The 23187-nt window shown below is 56.6% G+C and carries 18 protein-coding genes; 13 read left to right on the plus strand and 5 right to left on the minus strand.

Features of this window, described 5'->3' with window-relative positions; genetic code table 11:
• Positions 1-46: 46 nt before the first annotated feature.
• Positions 47-952, plus strand: a complete 906-nt coding sequence (mak, locus tag C7387_RS20515) for a fructokinase (RefSeq protein WP_038254201.1) — start codon at positions 47-49, stop codon at positions 950-952.
• Positions 953-1048: 96 nt separating this feature from the next.
• Here the strand turns inward: mak and sbcC are convergent, their stop codons facing one another.
• Together sbcC and sbcD are read right to left on the minus strand one after the other, a co-directional pair.
• The gene (sbcC, locus tag C7387_RS20520) at positions 1049-4189 is read right to left on the minus strand and encodes an exonuclease subunit SbcC (RefSeq protein ID WP_120817378.1); all 3141 of its coding nucleotides are present in this window, start codon (positions 4187-4189) and stop codon (positions 1049-1051) included.
• Complete coding sequence (gene sbcD, locus C7387_RS20525; protein WP_120817379.1) at positions 4186-5385, minus strand: exonuclease subunit SbcD; 1200 nt, start codon at positions 5383-5385, stop codon at positions 4186-4188. Before sbcD ends, sbcC begins: the two co-directional genes overlap by 4 nt.
• A gap of 186 nt (positions 5386-5571) precedes the next feature.
• On the opposite strand from sbcD, the gene phoB reads away from it, so the two are divergent.
• From phoB to malZ, 5 genes are all read left to right on the plus strand, one after another.
• Positions 5572-6261 (plus strand): phosphate response regulator transcription factor PhoB, encoded by a 690-nt coding sequence (gene phoB / locus C7387_RS20530; protein ID WP_006818736.1) that lies wholly within the window; start codon positions 5572-5574, stop codon positions 6259-6261.
• Positions 6262-6282: 21 nt separating this feature from the next.
• Entirely contained in the window at positions 6283-7578 is a 1296-nt protein-coding gene (phoR, locus tag C7387_RS20535; RefSeq protein WP_040903354.1) for a phosphate regulon sensor histidine kinase PhoR, read from the plus strand.
• A 535-nt stretch (positions 7579-8113) separates the two neighbouring features.
• Positions 8114-9433 carry a branched-chain amino acid transporter carrier protein BrnQ gene (gene brnQ / locus C7387_RS20540; RefSeq protein ID WP_120817380.1) on the plus strand — a complete coding sequence of 440 codons (1320 nt, stop codon included), beginning with the start codon at positions 8114-8116 and terminating at the stop codon, positions 9431-9433.
• Between the two features lie 77 nt (positions 9434-9510).
• Positions 9511-10896 (plus strand): proline-specific permease ProY, encoded by a 1386-nt coding sequence (gene proY, locus C7387_RS20545; RefSeq protein WP_120817381.1) that lies wholly within the window; start codon positions 9511-9513, stop codon positions 10894-10896.
• A 145-nt stretch (positions 10897-11041) separates the two neighbouring features.
• Positions 11042-12865, plus strand: coding sequence for a maltodextrin glucosidase (gene malZ / locus C7387_RS20550; RefSeq protein ID WP_120817382.1), 1824 nt, complete (start codon positions 11042-11044; stop codon positions 12863-12865).
• On the opposite strand, the gene C7387_RS20555 is transcribed toward malZ, so the two are convergent.
• On the minus strand, positions 12856-13758 hold the full coding sequence (locus C7387_RS20555; protein WP_120817383.1) for a LysR substrate-binding domain-containing protein: 903 nt from the start codon (positions 13756-13758) through the stop codon (positions 12856-12858). The two genes, malZ and C7387_RS20555, sit on opposite strands and share 10 nt — an antisense overlap.
• Before the next feature lie 260 nt (positions 13759-14018).
• On the opposite strand from C7387_RS20555, the gene C7387_RS20560 reads away from it, so the two are divergent.
• Genes C7387_RS20560 through C7387_RS20570 form a run of 3 tightly spaced genes read left to right on the plus strand, consistent with a single transcriptional unit; the run spans position 14019 to position 17154 of the window.
• Positions 14019-14660 (plus strand): hydrolase, encoded by a 642-nt coding sequence (locus C7387_RS20560; RefSeq protein WP_006818742.1) that lies wholly within the window; start codon positions 14019-14021, stop codon positions 14658-14660.
• Between the two features lie 58 nt (positions 14661-14718).
• Complete coding sequence (locus tag C7387_RS20565; protein WP_120817384.1) at positions 14719-15264, plus strand: antibiotic biosynthesis monooxygenase; 546 nt, start codon at positions 14719-14721, stop codon at positions 15262-15264.
• 21 nt (positions 15265-15285) lie between these two features.
• The gene (locus tag C7387_RS20570) at positions 15286-17154 is read left to right on the plus strand and encodes an amidohydrolase (RefSeq protein ID WP_006818744.1); all 1869 of its coding nucleotides are present in this window, start codon (positions 15286-15288) and stop codon (positions 17152-17154) included.
• 102 nt (positions 17155-17256) lie between these two features.
• Here the strand turns inward: C7387_RS20570 and C7387_RS20575 are convergent, their stop codons facing one another.
• Both C7387_RS20575 and acpH read right to left on the minus strand, forming a co-directional pair.
• On the minus strand, positions 17257-17859 hold the full coding sequence (locus tag C7387_RS20575) for a peroxiredoxin C (RefSeq protein ID WP_006818745.1): 603 nt from the start codon (positions 17857-17859) through the stop codon (positions 17257-17259).
• Positions 17860-18027: 168 nt separating this feature from the next.
• Positions 18028-18609, minus strand: coding sequence for an ACP phosphodiesterase (acpH, locus tag C7387_RS20580; protein WP_038254215.1), 582 nt, complete (start codon positions 18607-18609; stop codon positions 18028-18030).
• Positions 18610-18700: 91 nt separating this feature from the next.
• Between acpH and queA the strand changes: the two genes are divergently transcribed.
• The 4 genes from queA to secD are packed head-to-tail and all read left to right on the plus strand — an operon-like array spanning position 18701 to position 23185.
• On the plus strand, positions 18701-19771 hold the full coding sequence (queA, locus tag C7387_RS20585; protein WP_038254217.1) for a tRNA preQ1(34) S-adenosylmethionine ribosyltransferase-isomerase QueA: 1071 nt from the start codon (positions 18701-18703) through the stop codon (positions 19769-19771).
• Positions 19772-19827: 56 nt separating this feature from the next.
• Positions 19828-20955: a tRNA guanosine(34) transglycosylase Tgt gene (gene tgt / locus C7387_RS20590; protein WP_006818749.1), complete on the plus strand. Its 1128-nt coding sequence runs from the start codon at positions 19828-19830 to the stop codon at positions 20953-20955.
• A gap of 22 nt (positions 20956-20977) precedes the next feature.
• A complete protein-coding gene (yajC, locus tag C7387_RS20595) occupies positions 20978-21310 on the plus strand; it encodes a preprotein translocase subunit YajC (RefSeq protein WP_006818750.1) in 333 nt (110 codons plus the stop codon).
• Positions 21311-21337: 27 nt separating this feature from the next.
• Positions 21338-23185 (plus strand): protein translocase subunit SecD, encoded by a 1848-nt coding sequence (secD, locus tag C7387_RS20600; RefSeq protein ID WP_071777516.1) that lies wholly within the window; start codon positions 21338-21340, stop codon positions 23183-23185.
• Positions 23186-23187 lie beyond the last annotated feature (2 nt).

Consider the following 23187-nt stretch of genomic DNA (forward strand, 5'->3'; position numbering starts at 1 on the left):
ATTGTCGGTATGCTTGCATTGTTAATCAGGTTCAGAGGGGCTATCTGTGCGAATTGGGATTGATTTAGGCGGCACGAAAACTGAGGTGATTGCGCTCAGCAACGCAGGCGTACAGCTTTACCGGCACCGTCTGCCGACGCCGCGTGAGGACTACCACAACACCATCGAAACGATTGCAACGCTTGTCGAAATGGCAGAAACCACCGTAGGCGAGCGCGCGACGGTCGGCGTGGGGATCCCCGGGTCGCTTTCTCCCTATACCGGGGTGATTAAAAATGCCAACTCGACGTGGCTCAACGGTCAGCCGTTCGACAAGGATTTGAGCCGTCGTCTGAACCGGGAAGTACGGTTGGCGAACGACGCCAACTGTCTTGCGGTATCTGAAGCCGTTGACGGCGCTGCCGCCGGGGCACAGACGGTGTTTGCGGTCATTATTGGTACCGGTTGCGGAGCGGGCGTGGCGCTTGGCGGTCGCGCGCATATCGGTGGTAATGGCACCGCCGGTGAGTGGGGGCACAACCCGCTGCCGTGGATGGATGAAGATGAACTGCGCTATCGCGCGGAGGTTCCCTGTTACTGCGGTAAGCAAGGGTGTATTGAAACCTTTATCTCCGGTACCGGGTTTGCGACGGACTATCAGCGCCTTAGCGGCCAGCCGCTTGCCGGGAGTGAGATTATGCGCCTGGTCGAGGCGAAAGACTTGCTGGCAGAGCAGGCCATGAGCCGTTACGAGCAGCGACTGGCGAAGTCGCTGGCGCACGTGGTGAATATTCTCGATCCGGACGTTATCGTGCTCGGCGGTGGGATGAGCAACGTCGATCGTTTGTACCAGACGGTGCCAGAGCTTGTGAAAAACTGGGTGTTTGGCGGCGAGTGCGAAACCCCGATTCGCAAAGCCATGCATGGCGATTCCAGCGGCGTGCGCGGCGCCGCATGGTTGTGGCCGCTGTAGTATTCGGGGCTGTATTGTAGGCCGGATAAGGCGCAGCCTTATCCGGCTTGTGCCCGATGCGCATTGCTTATCGGGCCTGGAAAAGCGTAGCGCCTGTCACTCGACGGCAAACGCCTTATCCAGGCGGCTGTAGCCCAGTCCGTTAATTTTCTTCACCTTGATCTGCACCGGGATGCGCTCTTTCATCGCTTCCACGTGGCTTATCACGCCAATAATTTTGCCACTGGCGTTCAGTGCATCCAGCGCATCCAGCGCCGTATCCAGCGTTTCGCTATCCAGGGTGCCAAAACCTTCGTCAAGGAACAGCGAGTCAATTCGTGTCTTATGGCTGACGAGATCGGAGAGCGCCAGCGCCAGCGCGAGGCTCACCAGGAAGCTTTCACCGCCGGAAAGGGTGCGGGTATCGCGCACGGCGTCGGCCTGCCAGGTATCGACCACTTCCAGCTCCAGCGCTTCGCTGGCTTTGCGTTGCAGCAGATAGCGCCCGTGAAGGCGAGTTAACTGCTGGTTTGCCAGCCACACCAGGTTGTCGAGGGTGAGCCCCTGGGCGAATTTGCGGAATTTATCACCCTCTTTGGAGCCAATCAGTGCGTTCAGGGTGCTCCAGTCTTCCAGCGTCTCGGCGGCGCGGGCGATCGCTTCGTGTAGCGCCTGCTGTTTCTGGCGATGCTCCTCATCCTGTTTTAACTGCAGACGTTGTTCGCCCTGGCTGGCACTGTTATCGCGGATCTGCTGCGCCAGTTGCTGAAGCTGCGTTTGCACCACCAGGCGATCGGCAGGCATTTCCGGGTCTGCCGGGCGCTGTTCCAGATGGGTTTTCAACGCCTGCCGGGCCTGGTTAGCCAGCGCCTGAGCCTGCTGTAACTGACTTTCAAGCGTCTGCGAAAGCGTCTGTAAACGCTGGCGTTCGGCGTCATCCAGCAGGGCGGCGAGGAACGCTTCGCGATCGCGGAACTGGCTTGCCGCCAGCGCGTTATCAAAGCTCTCTTGCGCCTGCCCAAGGCGCTGCTGGATCTGCTGCGCCTGCTGCTGCAGAGTTTGCCACTGGCTTTGCAGGGAGACGCACTCGCTGTGCACCTGCTGCCATCGGCTCAGGTCTGTCGATGCTGCCGCCTCATCCGATTGTGCCGCCGGCAGGGTATCCAGCAATGGTTGAAGCTGGGCGAGCTGCTGCTCCAGCTGATGGTGCACTTCGCCCTGACGCTGCCACTGCTGGCTCTCCTGTTCACGTCCGGCAAGCCAGGCGTTTTCTTCACCGCTTGCCGGTAACGTCAGGCCGAAAGCGGTGAGCGCCGTTTCGAGGCGAGTACGCCGTTCTTCGCTTTCCTGCATCAACGCGCTGCGCTCGCGGGCTACTTCTGCTATTTGCTGGGTCAGACTCAGGCGCTGGCTGTGGCGGTAGAGCTGCTGCTCGTGCTCGTCCTGGGCACTCAGCCAGCCGGGGATGTCGTCGTTCGGGGTCAGCGAGATCTGTAGCCCGGCGGTCAGCGTTTGCCATTGCAGAGTAAGCGCCTGCTCTTGCTCAAGGATGCTCTGCAGCTCGCGTTGTTCATTTGCCAGTTGCTTATCCAGCGCTTCAAGCTGGCCACGCAGGCTGGCACCATCTTCCGCCAGCTTTTTCACCTCCAGCTCGAGGGCATCCCGGCGGGTCTGGTTGACTCCGGGCTGCAGCGCCTGATACTCGGCGACCGCCGGATGATCGGTGGCACCGCATAACGGACAGGGCGCACCGGGCTGCAGGCGGGCGCGTTCGGCCTCAAGGCGCACGATGGTCGCTTCCATTTCGCACAGCGCCCGGACGTCGGTCAACTGCTGCTGCTTCTCTTTATACTGCTGGCGGCGCAGGTCAAGTTCGGCGCGCTGTCTGGCGACATCCTGCTGACGCTGGTCGAGTGCCGTTTGCAACTGCCGGCGGCGTGTTTCCAGCGGGGCAGCGCTGCTGTACAGGCTGTGTAATTGCTGGCGCTGCGGTCTGGCCGCCGTATGCCGGGCCAGCGCTGCGGTCACGTCGTCGCTTTCAAGCGTTAGTGTGCTGGCAGGGAGCGCGTTCAACTGCTGGCTAAGCGCCTGCTCACGCAGTGTGAGCGTCTGTAGCCGACTGGCGTTCTGCGCCTGGTGGGCAAAGTCAGCACGCCAGCCGCCAAGTGCCTGCGGCCACTGACGCAGGTGGTCATGGGTTTTCAACCATGCGCTGAGGGTACTCAGTTCCTGAGTGAGAGCAGCATGGCGGGCATCCGCGGCTGTGCGGATCTGTTCACGCTGGCGCAGGCTGGCCTGTAAGCGAGTATTTACTTCTTCACTCTGCTGCTGAACCTGGGTCACTTCACTGTGGTGATCCTGTACCCGCTGCCATAACGGACGCAGCTGTTCGGCAGGCTGCGCCTGCGCCAGGGATTCAAGCTGCGGTCTGGCTTCGTCGAGCGCCTGCTGCGCCTGAGCAAGCATTTGCTGGGCCTGTCGTTGCCCCTGCTGGCGCTCCTGTTCACGCTCCAGCCACTGCTGCCAGCTTTGCAGACGCTGCTGCTGCGCCAGGTACGCTTTTTCTTCGTCAGTAAGTACCTGCAAACGTTGCACAAGCGCCTGTTTCTGCTCCTCGCTCAGAAGCATCACCCCGGAGGCCTGCGCCTCCAGCTTCTCCAGCTCGGTTTTGGCGGTTTTGTGCTTTTCAAACACCATCGCCGAAATTTGTCCGTAGATTTCGGTTCCGGTGAGCTCTTCGAGCAGCTCGGCGCGCTCTTTCGGTTTGGCATTGAGGAAAGCGGCAAACTGCCCCTGCGACAGCAGCATCGAGCGGGTAAAGCGACCGTAGTCGAGCCCGGTGAGCGTGGCGGTAAGCTCCAGCTTGTCTTTCACTTTATCCGCAAGGATCTTGCCGTCTTCAGTACGCGCCAGCTCAACGCGCGGTGCCTGCAGGTTGCCATCGGGCTGGTTACGCGCCCGGTTCTGGCTCCAGAAGGCGCGATAGCCGGTGCCTTTCACCTCAAATTCCACCTCGGCCAGACACTCGGCGGTATCGCGGGTCATCAGATCGTTTTGCGACTGTGAGACGGTATTAAGACGCGGTGTTTCATGGTACAGCGCGAGGCAGATGGCATCGAGCAATGTGGTTTTTCCGGCCCCGGTCGGGCCGGTGATGGCAAACAGACCGTTGCTGGCGAACGGCTCGGCGGTGAAATCAATTTTCCATTCGCCTTTCAGCGAGTTGAGGTTTTTTAAGCGCAGGCTGAGGATTTTCATACGTTTTCCTCCCCGGAGAGGCTTTGCAGGGTATCGTCGAAAAGCTGGTGCAGGCGACCCTGCTGACCGTCGTCAAATTCTTCCAGTGCGAGGCGGCGGGCAAAGACCTCTTCAACTTTGAGTTCACTCAGGGTTTCGCGCTGTTCGCCTGCGATAATGCGCTCCCGCTGCTCGCGGCTGCGGCGGATCAGCAGGACCTCAACCGCAAGTGCCTCCGTCTGGGCCTGAATTTTACGCTGCAGGTCGTGCAGGTACTCTTCGCTGTTGATTTCGATATCAAGCCAAGTGACGGCTTCCGACGTTTCTGGCCAGCGGGCGAGCTGATCGCTGACGCTGGCGAAATCACCTTTCAGCACCGCCAGCGGTTGGGTGACCGGCACGTCAAGGGTCTCGACGCTGGCAAGTTTACCTGCGTCGAAGTTCACCAGATGCACGCTTTTGCTTTTACCGGTTTCGTCGAAGCTCAGCGCAATCGGTGAGCCGCAGTAGCGAATGTGCTCGCTGCCGCCAATTTTCTGCGCCCGGTGAATATGTCCGAGGGCGATGTAGTCCGCCGGTGGGAAGTTCTGCGCCGGGAAGGCATCGAGAGTGCCTATATAGATGTCGCGTACCGCGTCACTTTTGCTGGCACCGACGGTGGTCAGGTGGCCGCTGGCAATAATCGGCAGCGTGCGGTCGCCGCGCAGCACAACCGCAGCCTCATATTGTTGCTGGTAGTAATCGGTGATTGCGGCAAGCAACGTGTGCTGTTTTTCCTGGGCAGAATGCCCGGCCTGGCTCACGACCACATCGCGCGGGCGCAGGAACGGCACCGGGCAGAGAATGGCCCCCACGCTGCCGTCGCGGCGGATAAGCTCACAGGGTGGACAGCCCGCGCTTGCGACAACGGTCGTATTAAGGAAGGCGAGAATATCGCGTGATTCATTGAGCGTGGCGACGGAATCATGGTTACCCGCCAGCACCACCAGGTGACAGCCGGTTTGCTGTAGCTTGACGACAAAACGGTTGTACAGCTCGCGGGCGTAGCTTGGCGGCGAACCGGTATCAAAGATGTCACCTGCCACAATAATGGCATCCACCTCACGGGCTTCGGCCGTTTGCAGCAGCCAGTCGAGGAAGGCCTCGTGTTCTGGAGCCCGGCTCTTGCTGTAAAAGTTCTGGCCCAGATGCCAGTCAGAGGTATGAATGATGCGCATAGCGGTTCCGTAGCAAAAAAAGCATAAAGGAGATTATAAACATTCAGATACGGTGGGGTCGATGGCTGTCATAAAGCCTCCGCAGAGGTATCATCTGTCGGTCATCTTTTTCATAAATCTGTCACAAATCTGACGCATAATGGCGCCGCACTCTATAATTGCTACTAAAAAATCACAGGGTAAATAATGGCGAGACGAATTCTGGTCGTTGAAGATGAGGCTCCAATCCGCGAAATGGTGTGCTTCGTTCTGGAGCAAAATGGCTTTCAACCCGTTGAAGCAGAAGATTATGACAGTGCCGTGAATCAACTCAATGAGCCCTGGCCAGATCTGATTCTGCTCGACTGGATGTTGCCGGGTGGTTCGGGGTTACAGTTCATCAAACATATCAAGCGTGAAGCCATGACGCGTGATATTCCGGTGATGATGCTGACCGCGCGCGGGGAAGAAGAGGATCGTGTGCGGGGGCTGGAAACCGGAGCGGATGACTACATTACCAAACCGTTCTCGCCGAAAGAGTTAGTCGCCCGAATTAAAGCCGTGATGCGCCGCATTTCACCGATGGCGGTGGAAGAGGTAATTGAGATGCAGGGGCTGAGCCTCGATCCCACTTCGCATCGCGTCATGACCGGTGAAAATCCGCTGGACATGGGGCCGACAGAATTTAAGTTATTACACTTCTTTATGACGCATCCCGAGCGTGTTTATAGCCGCGAACAACTGCTGAACCACGTCTGGGGAACGAACGTGTATGTCGAAGACAGAACGGTTGATGTGCATATTCGCCGCCTGCGTAAGGCGCTGGAGCACAGCGGCCACGACCGTATGGTGCAAACTGTACGCGGTACGGGATATCGTTTTTCTGCCCGTTTCTAAAATTTGACAGGAGTATGACCCGTGCTGGAACGGCTGTCATGGAGAAGGCTGGCGCTTGAGCTTTGCTTATGTTGTATCCCAGCCTTTATTCTCGGGGCATTTTTTGGTTATTTGCCGTGGTTTTTACTGGCGGCGGTAACCGGGCTGCTTATCTGGCATTTCTGGAATTTATTACGTCTTTCCTGGTGGTTATGGGTTGATCGCAGCATGACGCCGCCGCCGGGACGAGGCAGCTGGGAGCCACTGCTGTACGGTCTGCATCAGATGCAGATGCGTAACAAAAAACGTCGCCGTGAGCTGGGGAGTCTGATCAAGCGCTTTCGTAGCGGTGCCGAGTCGCTGCCGGATGCGGTGGTACTGACCAACGGAGAAGGCGCTATCTTCTGGTGTAACGGACTGGCCCAACAGCTGCTGGGGCTGCGCTGGCCGGACGATAACGGACAAAATATCCTCAACCTGCTGCGCTATCCGGAATTTGCTCAGCACCTCAAACATCGTGATTTCTCAAAGCCGTTGAATCTGGTTCTGAATAATGGTCGTCATCTGGAAATTCGCGTGATGCCGTACAGCGAGCATCAGTGGCTGATGGTGGCGCGTGACGTGACCCAGATGCACCAGCTGGAAGGTGCGCGGCGCAACTTCTTTGCCAACGTCAGCCATGAGCTGCGTACACCGTTGACCGTATTACAGGGCTATCTGGAGATGATGCAGGAGCAAACGCTGGAAGGTGCAACGCGTGAAAAAGCGCTGCATACCATGCGTGAACAGACTCACCGGATGGAAGGGTTGGTTAAACAACTGCTGACTCTGTCAAAAATTGAAGCGGCACCGATGATGGCGCTGAGCGATCGTATTGATATGCCGATGATGCTGCGGGTGGTGGAGCGCGAAGCCCAGACCCTCAGTCAGAAAAAGCATACGCTGCATTTTGAGATTGATGATTCCCTGCGGGTGATGGGCAACGACGAGCAGCTGCGTAGCGCGGTATCCAACCTGGTGTATAACGCTATCAATCACACGCCTCCGGGCACGGAGATAACCGTGCGCTGGCAACGGGCACCGCACGGCGCGCTGTTTAGCGTGGAGGACAACGGCCCGGGGATTGCGCCGGAGCACATTCCGCGCCTGACCGAGCGCTTCTACCGTGTTGATAAGGCGCGTTCGCGGCAAACCGGGGGCAGCGGTCTGGGGCTGGCGATAGTGAAACATGCGGTAAATCATCACGACAGTCGCCTGGAAATTGAAAGTACCCTGGGCAAGGGGACGCGTTTTAGCTTCCTGCTTCCGGAACGTTTAATTGCCAAAAACAGCGCCTGAATCGACGCTTGTCAGGTTAACTTTCCACAGACCAGCTTCGGCTGGTCTGTTTGCTTTGCAGTTCATTTTTTAGCGCTGTATTTATGAACGTCTGATTGTTTTTTGTTCGCATGATTAGCCACATGTTTTTTGTAAAACTGGTAGATAATCCCATTGCGAAAATTAGTATTAGCATAATCATCTGGTTTTACGATCCCTCCTTGCTTTAAAACGTTATAAGCGTTTAAATTGCGCCTCATGCTGGTTTATCCCAACTGCATTCGCGTAGTAATACCAAAAACAATGCTTCGCTACGCGTATCCGGGAGAATATCCCGCTGAGTCAGCTGACCTTACCGCTGTATCATCCCGTCAGGGTGAACGCGAATTTATTCTATACCCCAAATAATTCGAGTTGCAGGAAGGCGGCGACGCAGTGAATCCCCAGGAGCTTACACAGGTAAGTGACTGGGGTGAGCGAGGAAAGCCAACGCACATGCGACTTGAAGTATGACGGGTATAATGACAACACCACATCCACAGGCAGTTAGAACGATATGACCCATCAGTTAAAATCTCGCGACATCATCGCACTGGGCTTTATGACCTTTGCGTTGTTTGTTGGCGCCGGTAACATCATTTTCCCTCCAATGGTTGGCTTGCAGGCCGGCGAACACGTCTGGACCGCTGCGTTCGGCTTCCTGATCACCGCCGTAGGCCTACCGGTGCTGACCGTTGTCGCCCTGGCAAAAGTGGGTGGTGGTGTCGACAGCCTGAGCACGCCTATCGGTAAAGTGGCCGGTATTCTGTTAGCGACCGTCTGCTACCTGGCCGTTGGCCCGCTGTTCGCGACGCCGCGTACCGCGACCGTTTCTTTTGAAGTGGGGATTGCGCCGCTGACCGGTGATGGCGCGATGCCACTGTTCATCTATAGCGTTATCTACTTTGCGCTGGTGATGCTGGTTTCTCTCTATCCGGGCAAACTGCTGGATACCGTGGGTAACTTCCTGGCACCGCTGAAAATTATTGCGCTGGTGATCCTGTCTGTTGCTGCGGTTGTCTGGCCTGCTGGCCCTATCAGCCACGCGCTGGAGGCTTACCAGACAGCTCCGTTCTCTAACGGCTTCGTCAACGGCTATCTGACCATGGATACGCTGGGTGCGATGGTGTTTGGTATTGTCATCGTCAACGCCGCGCGTTCTCGTGGCGTAACCGAAGCGCGTCTGCTGGCTCGCTACACCGTTCTTGCTGGCCTGATGGCGGGCGTGGGTCTGACGCTGCTGTACCTGGCGTTGTTCCGTCTGGGCTCCGATAGCGCGACGCTTGTGGATCAATCTGCCAACGGTGCTGCTATTCTGCATGCTTATGTTCAGCATACCTTTGGTGGTGCGGGTAGCTTCCTGTTAGCGGCGCTGATCTTCATTGCTTGTCTGGTTACAGCGGTGGGCCTGACCTGTGCCTGTGCGGAGTTCTTTGCGCAGTATCTGCCGTTCTCCTACCGCACGCTGGTCTTCGTTCTCGGCCTGTTCTCGATGGCGGTGTCGAACCTGGGCCTGAGCCACCTGATTCAAATCTCCATCCCGGTGCTGACCGCTATTTACCCGCCATGTATCGTACTGGTGGTATTAAGCTTCACCCGCGGCTGGTGGCATAATTCTTCCCGCGTTATTGCACCGGCGATGTTTATCAGCCTGATTTTTGGTATCCTTGACGGCGTTAAAGCATCAGCGTTTGCGGATATTCTGCCGGGCTGGACGGCTCGTCTGCCAATGGCGGAGCAGGGCCTTGCCTGGCTGATGCCGACGATTGTGATGGCGGTTCTGGCTATTATCTGGGATCGCGCTGCCGGTCGTCAGGTTGCATCGAACGCACATTAATTAGTGCGCGGTGACAAATTTAACCACGGGGTGACGAACCCCGTGGTTTTTGTTTTTGTACAATTTGGCAGAGAACGATGGAAAGTAATAACAAGCTAAAGCGCGGGCTTACCGCCCGACACATCCGCTTTATGGCGCTCGGTTCGGCTATCGGCACCGGCCTCTTTTATGGTTCAGCCGATGCAATTAAGATGGCTGGCCCCAGCGTGCTGCTGGCCTATATCATCGGCGGCGTGGCGGCATACATTATTATGCGCGCCCTCGGCGAGATGTCAGTCCATAACCCTTCCGCCAGTTCTTTCTCGCGCTATGCGCAGGACAACCTTGGCCCGCTCGCGGGTTACATCACCGGCTGGACCTACTGTTTTGAAATTCTGATCGTTGCCATTGCCGACGTGACCGCCTTTGGTATTTACATGGGCGTCTGGTTCCCGACGGTACCGCACTGGGTGTGGGTGCTGAGCGTGGTGCTGCTCATCTGCGCCATCAACCTGATGAGCGTGAAGGTATTCGGTGAACTGGAGTTCTGGTTCTCGTTCTTTAAAGTCGCCACCATCATCATCATGATCGTTGCCGGTTTCGGTATCATCATCTGGGGGATTGGCAACGGCGGCGAGCCTACCGGTATTCATAATTTGTGGAGCAACGGCGGGTTCTTTAGTAACGGCTGGATAGGCATGGTGATGTCGCTGCAGATGGTGATGTTTGCCTACGGCGGTATCGAGATTATTGGTATTACCGCCGGGGAAGCAAAAGACCCGGAGAAATCCATTCCGCGCGCCATCAACTCTGTGCCGATGCGTATTCTGGTGTTCTATGTGGGCACGCTGTTCGTCATCATGTCGATTTACCCGTGGAACCAGGTGGGTACCGAGGGGAGTCCGTTCGTCCTGACCTTCCAGCATTTAGGCATTACGTTTGCCGCCAGTATCCTGAACTTCGTTGTACTGACCGCGTCGCTCTCGGCGATCAACAGCGATGTTTTCGGCGTCGGGCGTATGCTGCACGGTATGGCAGAGCAGGGCAGTGCACCGAAGGTATTCGCTAAAACCTCGAGCCGTGGTGTGCCGTGGGTGACCGTTGCGGTGATGACGGTGGCGCTGCTGCTGGCGGTGTACCTCAACTACATCATGCCGGAGAACGTCTTCCTGGTGATTGCATCGCTGGCGACGTTCGCGACGGTGTGGGTGTGGATAATGATCCTGGTTTCGCAGATTGCCTTCCGCCGTCGTCTGTCGCCGGAAGAAGCCAAAGCGTTGAAGTTTAAAGTCCCGGGCGGCGTGGTGACGACAAGCGTGGGCGTGGTGTTCCTGGTATTTATCATTGCGCTTATCGGTTACCACCCGGATACCCGTATTTCGCTGTACGTCGGCTTCGCGTGGATCGTGCTGCTGCTGATTGGCTGGGCGTTTAAGCGCCGTCGCGACCGCCAACTGGAAAGCGCCAACGCGCCTGCAGCTTGAAGTATGACGAGTATACCCCTTCTCCTGACAGGAGAGGGGGTAATCCCTCCTCCCCCGTTATCCTCCCCCAATAAATGTTCTGATGATGAGTCATACTGTGCCCTGCTATGGCAAGGTGTCGTCATTATGTTCTGAGGGATGCGTTATGCTGAATGCCTGGCACCTTCCGGTTGCCCCATTTATTAAACACCATCAAGACAAACTGTCGGTCACCCTGTGGCTGCGCGGCGATGCGCTGCCGCAGCGAGTCGTACTGCGTATCGAGCAGGACAACGAAGAGCTGGGCATTGCCATGAAGCGCCAGCGCAACACCGGCACAGGCGATGTAACGGTCTGGCGCGGGGATATTCCGCTCGCTGAAGGCCAGCCGCGCCGTCGCTACAGCTTTAAGCTGCTGTGGGATAACCGCCAGCTGTGGTTCACCCCGCAGGGCTTTAACCGCTTTCCCCCCGCAAAGCTTGAGCAATTTGCCGTAGATTTTCCGGACAGCGGACCGCAGTGGGTGGCAGATCAGGTGTTCTACCAGATTTTCCCCGATCGTTTTGCCCGCAGCCGGACCCGCAGCGCCGGACAGGATAAGGTGTACTGGCATCATGCGGCCGGAAGGGAGACCGTACTGCGCGACTGGGATGAACCGCTTACCGCAGAAGCTGGCGGCTCCACCTTTTACGGCGGCGATCTTGACGGGATCAGCGAAAAGCTGCCGTACCTGAAAAAGCTCGGGGTGACGGCGCTGTATCTCAACCCGGTATTCACTGCCCCCAGCGTACATAAGTACGATACCGAAGATTACCGCCACGTCGACCCGCAGTTTGGCGGCGATGCTGCGCTGCTGCGTCTGCGGCACAATACCCAGCGGCTGGGGATGCGCATGATCCTCGACGGAGTCTTCAATCACAGCGGCGATACCCATCCGTGGTTTGACCGGCACAACCAGAGCGGGCAGGGAGCCTGCCATCATCCCGCCTCGCCTTCGAGAGAGTGGTACAGCTTCTCGGCTGAAGGTCAGGCGCTGGACTGGCTGGGGTATTCCAGCCTGCCGAAGCTGGACTACCGTGCTGAAGGGCTGGTCGATGAGATTTACCGTGGTGAAGACAGTATTGTGCGCCACTGGTTGAAAGCACCGTGGAACATGGACGGCTGGCGACTCGATGTGGTGCATATGCTCGGCGAGGGCGGCGGGGCGAAGCATAACCTCGAGCACGTCACCGGCATTACCCGCGCGGCAAAAGAGACCCTGCCCGAGGCCTATGTGGTTGGTGAACACTTTGGCGACGCACGTCAGTGGCTGCAGGTTGATGCCGAAGATGCGGCGATGAACTATCGCGGTTTTACCTTCCCGCTGTGGGGATTCCTGGCTAATACCGATATCTCTTACGATCCGCAGCATATTGATGCCCGCACCTGCATGGCGTGGATGGAGAACTATCGCGCCGGCCTTTCCCATCAGCAGCAGCTGCGGATGTTTAACCAGCTCGACAGCCACGATACTGCGCGCTTTAAATCTTTACTGGGTAAAGACGTGGCGCGTTTGCCGCTGGCAGTGGTCTGGTTGTTCAGCTGGCCCGGTGTCCCCTGCATTTATTACGGTGATGAAGTGGGGCTTGACGGGAACAACGATCCGTTCTGTCGTAAGCCGTTCCCGTGGGAGAGCAGCCAACAGGATACGGCGCTGCTGGCGCTGTATCAGCGGATGGCGCACCTGCGTCAGCGCCAGCAGGCGCTGCGTCACGGCGGCTGCCAGGTGGTTTATGCCGAAGATAACGTGGTGGTGTTTGTCCGTGTCTGGCAGCAGCAGCGCGTGCTGGTGGCTATTAACCGCGGCGAAGCCTGCGAAGTGGTGCTCGACGATTCGCCGCTGCTGACGGTAGCGTCGCTCCAGTGCGTTGAGGGGCACGGCAGCCTGCACGACGGTGTCCTGACGCTGCCGGCGATTTCGGCCACGGTGTGGAGCGGCCGTCAGCGGTAGATATCGCGAATGGCTTCGCTTTCGAGCAACGCCTGGCGCCACCAGCGCTGCGCCAGGCCGTCATCGCTGTTGCGCCACGCCATATAGGCGACATCTTTCTGGCGAAACGAAACCACCTCTTTCTCCACCAGTTCGCCGTTTTCAAGCCAGGGGCGGGCGATGTAGCGTGGCAGAAATCCGCAGCCCATTCCGGCGCGCAGCAGCGTCAGCTTGCTGTGAAAATCATCCACTCGCAGCTGCGGCTGTTCATCCATCAGGTTGCTATTGATCGGGTGACAGCTGCGCGCGCTGTCGCTAATCACCACCGCCAGATGCAGGCATAGCTGTTCGTTACTGAGCGGTTGCTCCACCAGCGCCAGCGGGTGTGAAGGGGCAACGACGAACACGTTATCCAGCGTGCCAAGCATATTGTAGGACCAGGCGGCAGAGGTTGGCGGTTCGTTGATGGCTCCAAGAATAATGTCTGCGCCGTTGTGGGTAAGCTCCTCCCATGAACCCGCCAGCGTGTGGTGCGTAAAATTGAGCCGCGTCTGTTTGTTCAGCGCATAAAAGGCGTTAATCGTGGGTAGTAGCGCGGCAAACGGGAAAGAGTCATCAAGGGCGATGGCGAGCTCTTTTTCCCAGCCGGAGCTGAGCTGCACCGCCTGTTTCTCAAGATCTTTCGCTGCACTCAGCAGCAGACGGCCTTTTTCCAGCACGATTCGGCCAGTATCGGTAAACTTTGCCCGGTGTCCGGAACGATCGAGAAGGGTGATATTCAGATCGCTTTCCATTTTCTGGATCATGTAGCTGAGCGCGGCCGGGGTTTTAAACAGCGATTCTGCCGCGGTGGCAAAAGAACCGTGCTTTTCCAGCGCGTCGAGGATCAGTAATACATCAAGATTAATTCGCATAGTGCCTGCGTATCATCGGGAAATTTATACTCTTTTTTAACCAATGCCTTCATTCAATGCCAGTGAATAATTCAGAACGCTTAGACCTGATTTTTTGACAGAAATAAAAATGATGCATGGCTGTCTTTAAATGGAAAAATTTCTTTAATAACTCGTTAGAAATTTCTGGCTATACTCAACAGGCTTTCTCCGTCAGGATCCAATTGTTCACAACAGTCATCGACCGTTGCCATTTAACCTGTTGATTAGGAAAGTGTATTATGTCTATTCGGGAATTAATTGACCCATCTAACTCGGCGCTTATCTTTATTGACCATCAGCCGCAAATGGCCTTTGGTGTTGCCAATATTGACCGCCAGACCCTGAAAAATAATACCGTTGCGCTGGCGAAAGCCGGGAAGATTTTCAACGTACCGGTTATTTATACCTCGGTAGAAACCAAAAGTTTTAGTGGCTATATCTGGCCGGAATTGCTGGCAGTACATCCGCAGGTCAAGCCTATCGAACGTACTTCCATGAATTCCTGGGAAGATGCCGGGTTTGTGAATGCCGTAAAAGCGACCGGGCGTAAAAAACTGATTATCTCAGCACTGTGGACTGAAGTCTGCCTGACTTTCCCGGCCCTGATGGCGCTGGAAGCCGGTTACGAGGTTTACGTGGTCACTGATACCTCTGGTGGCACTTCCGTTGACGCTCATGAACGTGCCATCGACCGGATGGTGCAGGCGGGTGCCGTACCGGTGACCTGGCAGCAGGTGCTGCTTGAGTACCAGCGTGACTGGTCGCGTAAAGAGACCTATGACGCGGTGATGGATCTGGTGCGTGAACATAGCGGCGCTTACGGTATGGGTGTGGACTACGCCTACACCATGGTGCACGGCGCGCCAGAGCGTAAAGCCTGAAGATGAAGTACAGGCGGGAGCAATCCCGCCTGATGCCTGGCGCAAGGAACCCCTCATCATGACGCAACAGAAACATGTCACGTTGGTTATTACCCATGCCCTGAATCCAGAAGATGCAGACCGCTATGAGGCGTGGCTCGGGAAAATCATGCCCATTGCGGCGGAATTTCCTGGGCACCTTGGCGCGAACGTGATTCGCCCGGGGGTGGGGCAGAACCTGTGGAACATAATTATCCGCTTCGACACGCTTGAGCATTTATACGCCTGGACGCAGTCGGAAACCCGCAAACAGCTGGTTGATGAAATTACGCCGCTGCTGACCGAGGGCGACCATACCGAAGTGCGCACCGAAGCGGCATTCTGGTTCACTCCTCCGACGGCGCATGTGCGCCAGCCGAAGCGCTGGAAGCAGTTCCTCATCACCTTGCTGGTGATTTTCCCCAGCACCAATCTGGTGCCGTGGGTAACCGGAATGCTGTTGCCTTCGCTCAAAGGTTCCCTGCTGCTGCATCTGATTAACGATGCCTGTGTGGTTGCGCTGGTCGTCTGGCTCTGGATGCCCATCGTAACCCGTCTATTTGCCGGATGGCTGAAGAAGGCCTGATCCGGCTATCAGGAGATTGCTATGTCTCAAACTGCTTCTCTGATCCTCACTCACGGTCAGATCCACACGCTGGACCGTACGACTCCGCTGGCGGAAGCGGTCGCTATCGCCAACGGAAAAATTATCGCCACCGGGACTCACGATCGGATAATGAGCTATGCCGCCGACGGCACACAGATCGTCGATCTCAAAGGTCACACGGTGATCCCGGGGCTCAACGATTCCCACCTGCATTTGATCCGCGGGGGGCTCAACTACAATCTGGAACTGCGCTGGGAAGGTGTTCCGTCACTTGCCGATGCGCTGCGAATGCTGAAAGACCAGGCGGCGCGAACGCCGTCACCGCAGTGGGTGCGGGTGGTCGGTGGCTGGAGCGAATTCCAGTTTGCCGAACGCCGGATGCCGACGATTGAAGAGCTGAATGAAGCCGCACCGGATACGCCGGTGTTTGTGCTGCACCTCTACGATCGTGCGCTGCTCAACCGCGCGGCGCTGAAAGCGGTTGGCTACACCAAAGAAACGCCGGATCCTGCAGGCGGTGAGATAGTCCGCGATGCGAACGGCAACCCAACCGGGATGCTGGTGGCAAAACCGAATGCCATGATCCTCTACTCAACGCTGGCGAAAGGGCCGAAGCTGCCGCTGGAGCTGCAGGTGAACTCCACCCGTCAGTTTATGCGTGAGCTGAACCGTCTGGGCTTAACCAGCGCCATCGATGCCGGCGGCGGCTTCCAGAACTACCCGGAAGATTACGAAATCATTGAGCAGCTTCACGCCAATAAGCAGATGACGGTGCGCATTGCCTACAACCTGTTTACCCAGCGACCACAGCAGGAACTCGCCGACTTCGAACGCTGGACCGATATGCTGAAGCCGGGCCAGGGTACCGATTTCTACCGCGCCAACGGGGCGGGGGAGATGCTGGTCTTCTCGGCGGCTGACTTTGAGGATTTCCTCCAGCCGCGCCCGGACCTGCCGAAAGGGATGGAGGACGAACTTGAGCGCGTAGTACGCCACCTGGTCGAGCATCGCTGGCCGTTCCGTCTGCATGCGACCTACGATGAATCCATCAGCCGGATGCTCGACGTCTTTGAGAAGGTAAACCGCGATATTCCGTTTAACGGCCTGCACTGGTTCTTCGACCACGCTGAGACCATCACCGAGCGCAATATTGAGCGCGTGAAGGCACTGGGCGGCGGTATTGCGGTACAGCACCGCATGGCGTTCCAGGGCGAGTACTTTGTCGACCGCTATGGCAAAGACGCGGTTAAACATACGCCGCCGGTGGCTAAGATGCTGGAGCTGGACGTGCCGGTCGGCCTAGGTACCGATGCCACCCGTGTCGCGAGCTACAACCCGTGGACGGCGCTGTACTGGCTGGTGTCCGGGCGTACCGTCGGTGGGTTGTCGATGTATGACGACAATAACCGTCTGCCGCGTGACGTCGCCCTTGAGCTGTGGACCGCCGGTAGCGCATGGTTCTCCAGCGAGCAGGGCAAGAAGGGGCGCATCGTGAAGGACCAGCTTGCCGATCTGGTGGTGTTGTCGAAGGATTACTTCAGCGTGCCGGAAGAGGAAATCAAAGGCATTGAGTCTGTGCTGACGGTGGTTGATGGCAAGGTCGTGTATGCCGCCGGGCACTTCAGTCCGCTGGCACCGCCGTCGATTCCGGTATTACCAGACTGGTCTCCGGTGGTGAAAGTGCCTGGACATTACCGCTCCGCGCCGCCGGTTGCCAGTAAAGTGGGCGCGGTGGTGCAGATGCACCAGTGCATTGGTAGCTGCGGGGTTCACGGACACGCCCACGATATCGCGCGTCAGTCAGGGATCCCGGTATCAGACGATCGGGCCTTCTGGGGCGTACTTGGGTGCTCGTGCTTCTCGTTTTAAACAGACACTGCGTGTTGTGAGCACAGCCCTTGCCACAGGGAGAGGGGCAAACAAAAAACGGCAACCATAAGGTTGCCGTTTTGCATTCTTGCTTGCCGTAGATTACAGGCTGGAAACGTTTTCGCTCAGGTACTTAGCAACGCCGTCCGGAGACGCGTTCATGCCTTCTTTCCCTTTTTCCCACTGAGCCGGGCACACTTCGCCGTGCTCTTCGTGGAACTGCAGCGCGTCAACCATACGCAGCATTTCGTCGATGTTACGGCCCAGCGGCAGGTCGTTCACAACCTGGTGGCGCACAACGCCGTTTTTGTCGATCAGGAAGGAACCGCGCAGTGCAACGCCTTCTTCCGGATGCTCGATACCGTATGCTTTCTGGATTTCACGCTTAACGTCAGCAACCATTGCGTATTTCACCGCACCGATGCCGCCTTTGTCGACGGAGGTGTTACGCCATGCGTTGTGGACGAATTCGGAGTCAAAAGAAACACCGACAACTTCAACGCCACGTTTCTGGAATTCTTCGTAACGTTTGTCGAACGCGATCAGTTCAGACGGGCAAACGAAGGTAAAGTCCATCGGCCAGAAGAACAGAACGGTTGCTTTACCGTTGGTGTGCTGTTTGAAGTTGAATTTTTCAACGATTTCACCGTTGCCCAGAACTGCTGCAGCGGTAAAGTCTGGAGCCTGACGAGTAACCAGAACCATGGGGTTCTCCTTTACATTTATAAGGTTAATGGAACGCAACGCGGGCCAGTATAGGGAGTGGTACGGCTAAGCTCAACGTGATGCTGACAATCAATGAGATAGTTTTCACCTATCAATAGCTTTTAAAAAGCCCTCCTAAGATAGCGATTCTGTGATAAACCGCAAGTCTTATAGTGCTCTCTTTTGCGCTTGATCCATCATCCGCGGGTAAAACTGCCAGAAGCGAATTTCCAGTTGTTCGTAGTGGGCATCGAGATCGTGCCACGAGTCGCCAAGGGCTTCCAGGCGCGGTCGGCGGCTTGCCATACCGTTCAACACGCGCTGAATAAACGCCATCTCCCGGTAGCGCTCAAGCCAGCGTTCAGACCATAAATAGTCGTTTAAATTGACAAAGCGCGGCGGAGAATCCGGCAGGATCTCACTGACCTGGGCGTGGGCGTAGCGCACGAACTCATCAAGCGGCAGGTCGGGGGAGATACTTTCCCAGTGACGGGAGAGGAAGTGATCCCACATGACATCAAGCGTGATAGGCGCCACCCGGCGAGTTTGCGGGCGGAACCACTCTCGCGCTTCTTTCACTTCCGGAAGATTATCGGTGAGCACGTCGATGCGCCGATGCATATGAATGCCGTCTACGATGGCTGGCGGGTACAGCGCATCAGGATTCCCGCGCACGAAGTCGGCCAGCAAATTTCCTGACAGGGAGCTGTCAGCCAGGTGAGCGAGGTGTAAATGAGCAAGAAAATTCATGTGTTCATCGGTCCGGTGGTGGCTAAGTGTTGCAGCGAAGGGGCGCGGGCACTAGACTAAGCCGCCTGTTTTTAAGTCACGAGTATAAGTCATGCGCGTTGCCGATTTCTCTTTTGAATTGCCAGATTCCCTGATTGCCCACTATCCACAGCCAGAACGCAGCGGTTGCCGCTTGCTGTCGCTGGATGGGCCAACGGGCGCGCTGACGCACGGTACTTTCACCGATCTGCTCGACAAGCTCAACCCTGGCGATCTGCTGGTCTTTAATAATACCCGCGTGATCCCGGCGCGCCTGTTTGGCCGTAAAGCCAGCGGCGGCAAGATTGAAGTCCTGGTCGAACGTATGCTCGATGATAAACGTATTCTGGCACATATTCGCGCATCTAAAGCGCCGAAGCCGGGCGCTGAACTGCTGCTCGGGGATGACGAAAGCATCAACGCAACAATGGTTGCCCGTCACGACGCGCTGTTTGAAGTCGAGTTTAATGACGAACGTCCGGTGCTGGACATCCTGAATGCCATCGGCCATATGCCGCTGCCGCCGTACATCGACCGCCCGGACGAAGACGCCGACCGCGAGCTGTACCAGACCGTCTACAGCCAGAAACCGGGTGCCGTTGCGGCGCCAACCGCCGGGCTGCACTTTGATGAACCGCTGCTGGCGAAGCTTCGTGAAAAAGGTATTGAGATGGCGTTCGTGACGCTGCACGTGGGGGCGGGAACCTTCCAGCCGGTGCGCGTTGATACTATCGAAGACCACATCATGCACTCTGAATATGCCGAAGTGCCGCAGGACGTGGTTGATGCGGTGCTGGCGGCGAAAGCGCGCGGAAGCCGGGTTATTGCGGTAGGAACCACCTCAGTGCGTTCGCTTGAGAGCGCCGCACAGGCCGCCAAAGACGCGCTGATTGCTCCGTTCTTTGGCGACACGCAGATCTTTATTTTTCCGGGCTATCAGTATCAGGTGATTGATGCGCTGGTGACCAACTTCCATCTGCCTGAATCAACACTGATTATGCTGGTCTCCGCTTTCGCGGGCTATCAGCACACCATGAATGCCTACAAGGCTGCGGTAGAACAACAATATCGCTTTTTTAGTTACGGTGATGCCATGTTTATCACGTACAATCCGCAGGCTATTTCTGAGCGTGTCGGGGAGTAAATCCCTGGCATGAGTGTTTAAAACGTCGGACTGTTTTTCTGACGCAGGAGTTTTAGATGAAATTTGAACTGGATACCACCGATGGACGCGCGCGCCGCGGCCGCCTGGTGTTTGATCGTGGCGTAGTGGAAACGCCAGCCTTTATGCCTGTCGGTACCTACGGCACCGTTAAAGGTATGACGCCGGAAGAAGTTGAAGCGACCGGCGCGCAAATCATTCTCGGCAACACCTTCCACCTGTGGCTGCGCCCGGGTCAGGAGATCATGAAACTGCACGGCGATCTGCATGATTTCATGCAGTGGAAAGGTCCGATCCTGACCGATTCCGGCGGCTTCCAGGTGTTCAGCCTCGGTGATATTCGTAAGATCACCGAGCAGGGTGTGCACTTCCGTAACCCGATCAACGGCGATCCGATTTTCCTCGATCCAGAAAAATCCATGGAGATTCAGTACGATCTCGGCTCCGATATCGTGATGATCTTCGATGAATGTACGCCGTATCCGGCGGACTGGGATTACGCCAAGCGCTCAATGGAAATGTCCCTGCGCTGGGCGAAGCGCAGCCGCGACCGTTTTGACGGCCTGGGTAACAAAAATGCGCTGTTCGGTATTATCCAGGGCAGCGTTTACGAAGATTTACGTGATATCTCTGTTAAAGGTCTGGTAGAGATAGGCTTTGATGGCTACGCTGTCGGCGGTTTGGCTGTCGGCGAGCCGAAAGAAGATATGCATCGCATCCTTGAGCACGTCTGCCCGCAGATCCCAACGGACAAACCGCGTTACCTGATGGGCGTCGGTAAGCCGGAAGATCTGGTGGAAGGCGTGCGTCGCGGTATCGATATGTTTGACTGCGTCATGCCGACGCGAAATGCCCGTAATGGCCACCTGTTTGTGACCGACGGCGTCGTAAAAATCCGTAATGCGAAGTATAAGAGCGACACCAGCCCGCTGGATGCGGAGTGTGATTGCTACACTTGTCGCAATTATTCACGTGCCTACTTGCATCATCTCGACCGTTGCAACGAAATATTGGGCGCGCGTCTCAATACCATTCATAACCTACGCTATTATCAGCGTTTAATGGCTGGTTTACGTAAGGCTATCGAAGAGGGTAAATTAGAGAGCTTCGTGACGGACTTTTACCAACGTCAGGGTCGACCGGTTCCACCTTTGAACGTTGATTAATTTTAATAATGAGGGAATTTGAATGAGCTTTTTTATTTCTGATGCGGTAGCAGCAACCGGTGCCCCGGGCCAGGGCAGCCCGATGTCTCTGATCCTGATGCTGGTGGTGTTCGGTCTGATTTTCTACTTCATGATCCTGCGCCCACAGCAGAAACGCACTAAAGAGCACAAGAAGCTGATGGACTCCATCGCTAAAGGTGACGAAGTGCTGACCAACGGTGGCCTGGTCGGTCGCGTAACTAAAGTCGCTGAAACCGGCTATGTTGTTATCGCACTGAACGACACCACTGAAGTGGTTATCAAACGTGACTTCGTAGCTGCCGTTCTGCCGAAAGGCACCATGAAGGCACTGTAATCTTTCGTTTTCCCAAAGGGAACTGCCGTGTTAAACCGTTATCCTTTGTGGAAGTACATCATGCTGGTCGTCGTTATTCTCGTCGGCCTGCTTTACGCACTTCCCAACCTGTATGGTGAGGATCCGGCTGTTCAAATCACTGGCGCGCGCGGTGTCGCCGCCAGTGAGCAAACGCTGATCCAGGTCCAGAACACCTTAAACGCAGAAAAAATTACCGCTAAGTCTGTGGCACTGGAAGAGGGCGCTATTCTTGCGCGCTTCGACTCCACTGACGTCCAGCTCCGTGCTCGTGAAGCGCTGGTGGGCGTACTGGGTGATAAATACGTCGTGGCGCTGAACCTTGCTCCTGCGACCCCGCGCTGGCTCGCCGCGCTGCACGCCGAACCGATGAAACTCGGTCTCGACCTGCGTGGTGGCGTTCACTTCCTGATGGAAGTCGACATGGATACCGCGCTCGGTAAGCTGCAGGAACAAAATATCGATAGCCTGCGCAGTGAACTGCGCGAAAAAGGCATTCCATATACTACCGTTCGCAAAGAGGCTAACTACGGCCTGAGCATCACTTTCCGCGACGGCGATGCGCGTACCCAGGCGATTGATTACCTGGCCCCGCGTCACCGTGACCTGGTGATTTCAAGCCAGGGCAGCAACCAGCTGCGCGCGGTGATGACCGACGAACGTCTGAAAGAAGCCCGTGAATACGCCGTTCAGCAGAACATCAACATTCTGCGTAACCGTGTGAACCAGCTGGGCGTTGCCGAGCCGGTGGTGCAGCGTCAGGGTGCTGACCGCATCGTGGTTGAGCTGCCTGGTATCCAGGATACCGCGCGTGCGAAAGAGATTCTGGGCGCTACTGCGACCCTGGAATTCCGTCTGGTGAACACCAACGTCGATCAGTCCGCTGCCACGTCTGGCCGCGTACCGGGCGACTCTGAGGTCAAATACACTCGTGAAGGCCAGCCGGTTGTGCTGTACAAGCGTGTGATCCTGACCGGTGACCACATCACCGACTCAACCTCAAGCCAGGACGAGTACAACCAGCCGCAGGTTAACATCTCGCTCGATAGCGCCGGTGGTAACATGATGTCTAACTTCACCAAGGACAACATCGGTAAACCGATGGCGACCCTGTTCGTGGAGTACAAAGACAGCGGTAAGAAAGACGCCAACGGCCGTGCGGTGCTGGTGAAAGAAGAAGAGGTGATTAACATCGCCAATATCCAGTCTCGTCTGGGTAACAGCTTCCGTATCACTGGGATCAGCAACCCGACCGAAGCGCGTCAGCTCTCTCTGCTGCTGCGTGCCGGTGCGCTGATTGCGCCGATTCAGATTGTTGAAGAACGCACCATTGGCCCGACCCTGGGTCTGCAGAACATTGAGCAGGGCCTCGAAGCTTGTCTGGCGGGTCTGGTGGTCTCTATTCTGTTCATGATCTTCTTCTACAAGAAGTTTGGTCTCATCGCTACCAGTGCGCTTATCGCTAACCTGGTCCTGATTGTTGGCATCATGTCGCTGTTGCCTGGTGCGACGCTCAGTATGCCTGGGATCGCGGGTATCGTGCTAACCCTTGCGGTAGCGGTCGATGCTAACGTACTGATAAACGAACGTATCAAAGAAGAATTGAGCAACGGGCGTACGGTACAGCAGGCTATCGACGAAGGGTATCGCGGTGCGTTCAGCTCGATTTTCGATGCGAACATCACCACGTTGATTAAAGTCATCATCCTGTACGCTGTGGGTACCGGGGCTATCAAAGGCTTCGCTATCACCACCGGTATCGGTGTGGCGACGTCGATGTTTACCGCAATCGTGGGTACCCGTGCCATCGTGAACCTGGTGTACGGCGGCAAGCGCGTTAAAAAGCTGTCTATCTGAGG

This window comes from Yokenella regensburgei, assembly GCF_003634235.1.
GTDB classification, from domain to species: domain Bacteria; phylum Pseudomonadota; class Gammaproteobacteria; order Enterobacterales; family Enterobacteriaceae; genus Yokenella; species Yokenella regensburgei.

Excerpts from the sequence above, each read along its gene's own strand:
- sbcC (WP_120817378.1), bottom strand. The coding sequence starts at position 4,189 with ATGAAAATCCTCAGCCTGCGCTTAAAAAACCTCAACTCGCTGAAAGGC.
- sbcD (WP_120817379.1), bottom strand. The coding sequence starts at position 5,385 with ATGCGCATCATTCATACCTCTGACTGGCATCTGGGCCAGAACTTTTAC.
- phoB (WP_006818736.1), top strand. The coding sequence starts at position 5,572 with ATGGCGAGACGAATTCTGGTCGTTGAAGATGAGGCTCCAATCCGCGAA.
- brnQ (WP_120817380.1), top strand. The coding sequence starts at position 8,114 with ATGACCCATCAGTTAAAATCTCGCGACATCATCGCACTGGGCTTTATG.
- proY (WP_120817381.1), top strand. The coding sequence starts at position 9,511 with ATGGAAAGTAATAACAAGCTAAAGCGCGGGCTTACCGCCCGACACATC.
- malZ (WP_120817382.1), top strand. The coding sequence starts at position 11,042 with ATGCTGAATGCCTGGCACCTTCCGGTTGCCCCATTTATTAAACACCAT.
- C7387_RS20555 (WP_120817383.1), bottom strand. The coding sequence starts at position 13,758 with ATGCGAATTAATCTTGATGTATTACTGATCCTCGACGCGCTGGAAAAG.
- C7387_RS20560 (WP_006818742.1), top strand. The coding sequence starts at position 14,019 with ATGTCTATTCGGGAATTAATTGACCCATCTAACTCGGCGCTTATCTTT.
- C7387_RS20565 (WP_120817384.1), top strand. The coding sequence starts at position 14,719 with ATGACGCAACAGAAACATGTCACGTTGGTTATTACCCATGCCCTGAAT.
- C7387_RS20570 (WP_006818744.1), top strand. The coding sequence starts at position 15,286 with ATGTCTCAAACTGCTTCTCTGATCCTCACTCACGGTCAGATCCACACG.
- C7387_RS20575 (WP_006818745.1), bottom strand. The coding sequence starts at position 17,859 with ATGGTTCTGGTTACTCGTCAGGCTCCAGACTTTACCGCTGCAGCAGTT.
- acpH (WP_038254215.1), bottom strand. The coding sequence starts at position 18,609 with ATGAATTTTCTTGCTCATTTACACCTCGCTCACCTGGCTGACAGCTCC.
- queA (WP_038254217.1), top strand. The coding sequence starts at position 18,701 with ATGCGCGTTGCCGATTTCTCTTTTGAATTGCCAGATTCCCTGATTGCC.
- tgt (WP_006818749.1), top strand. The coding sequence starts at position 19,828 with ATGAAATTTGAACTGGATACCACCGATGGACGCGCGCGCCGCGGCCGC.
- yajC (WP_006818750.1), top strand. The coding sequence starts at position 20,978 with ATGAGCTTTTTTATTTCTGATGCGGTAGCAGCAACCGGTGCCCCGGGC.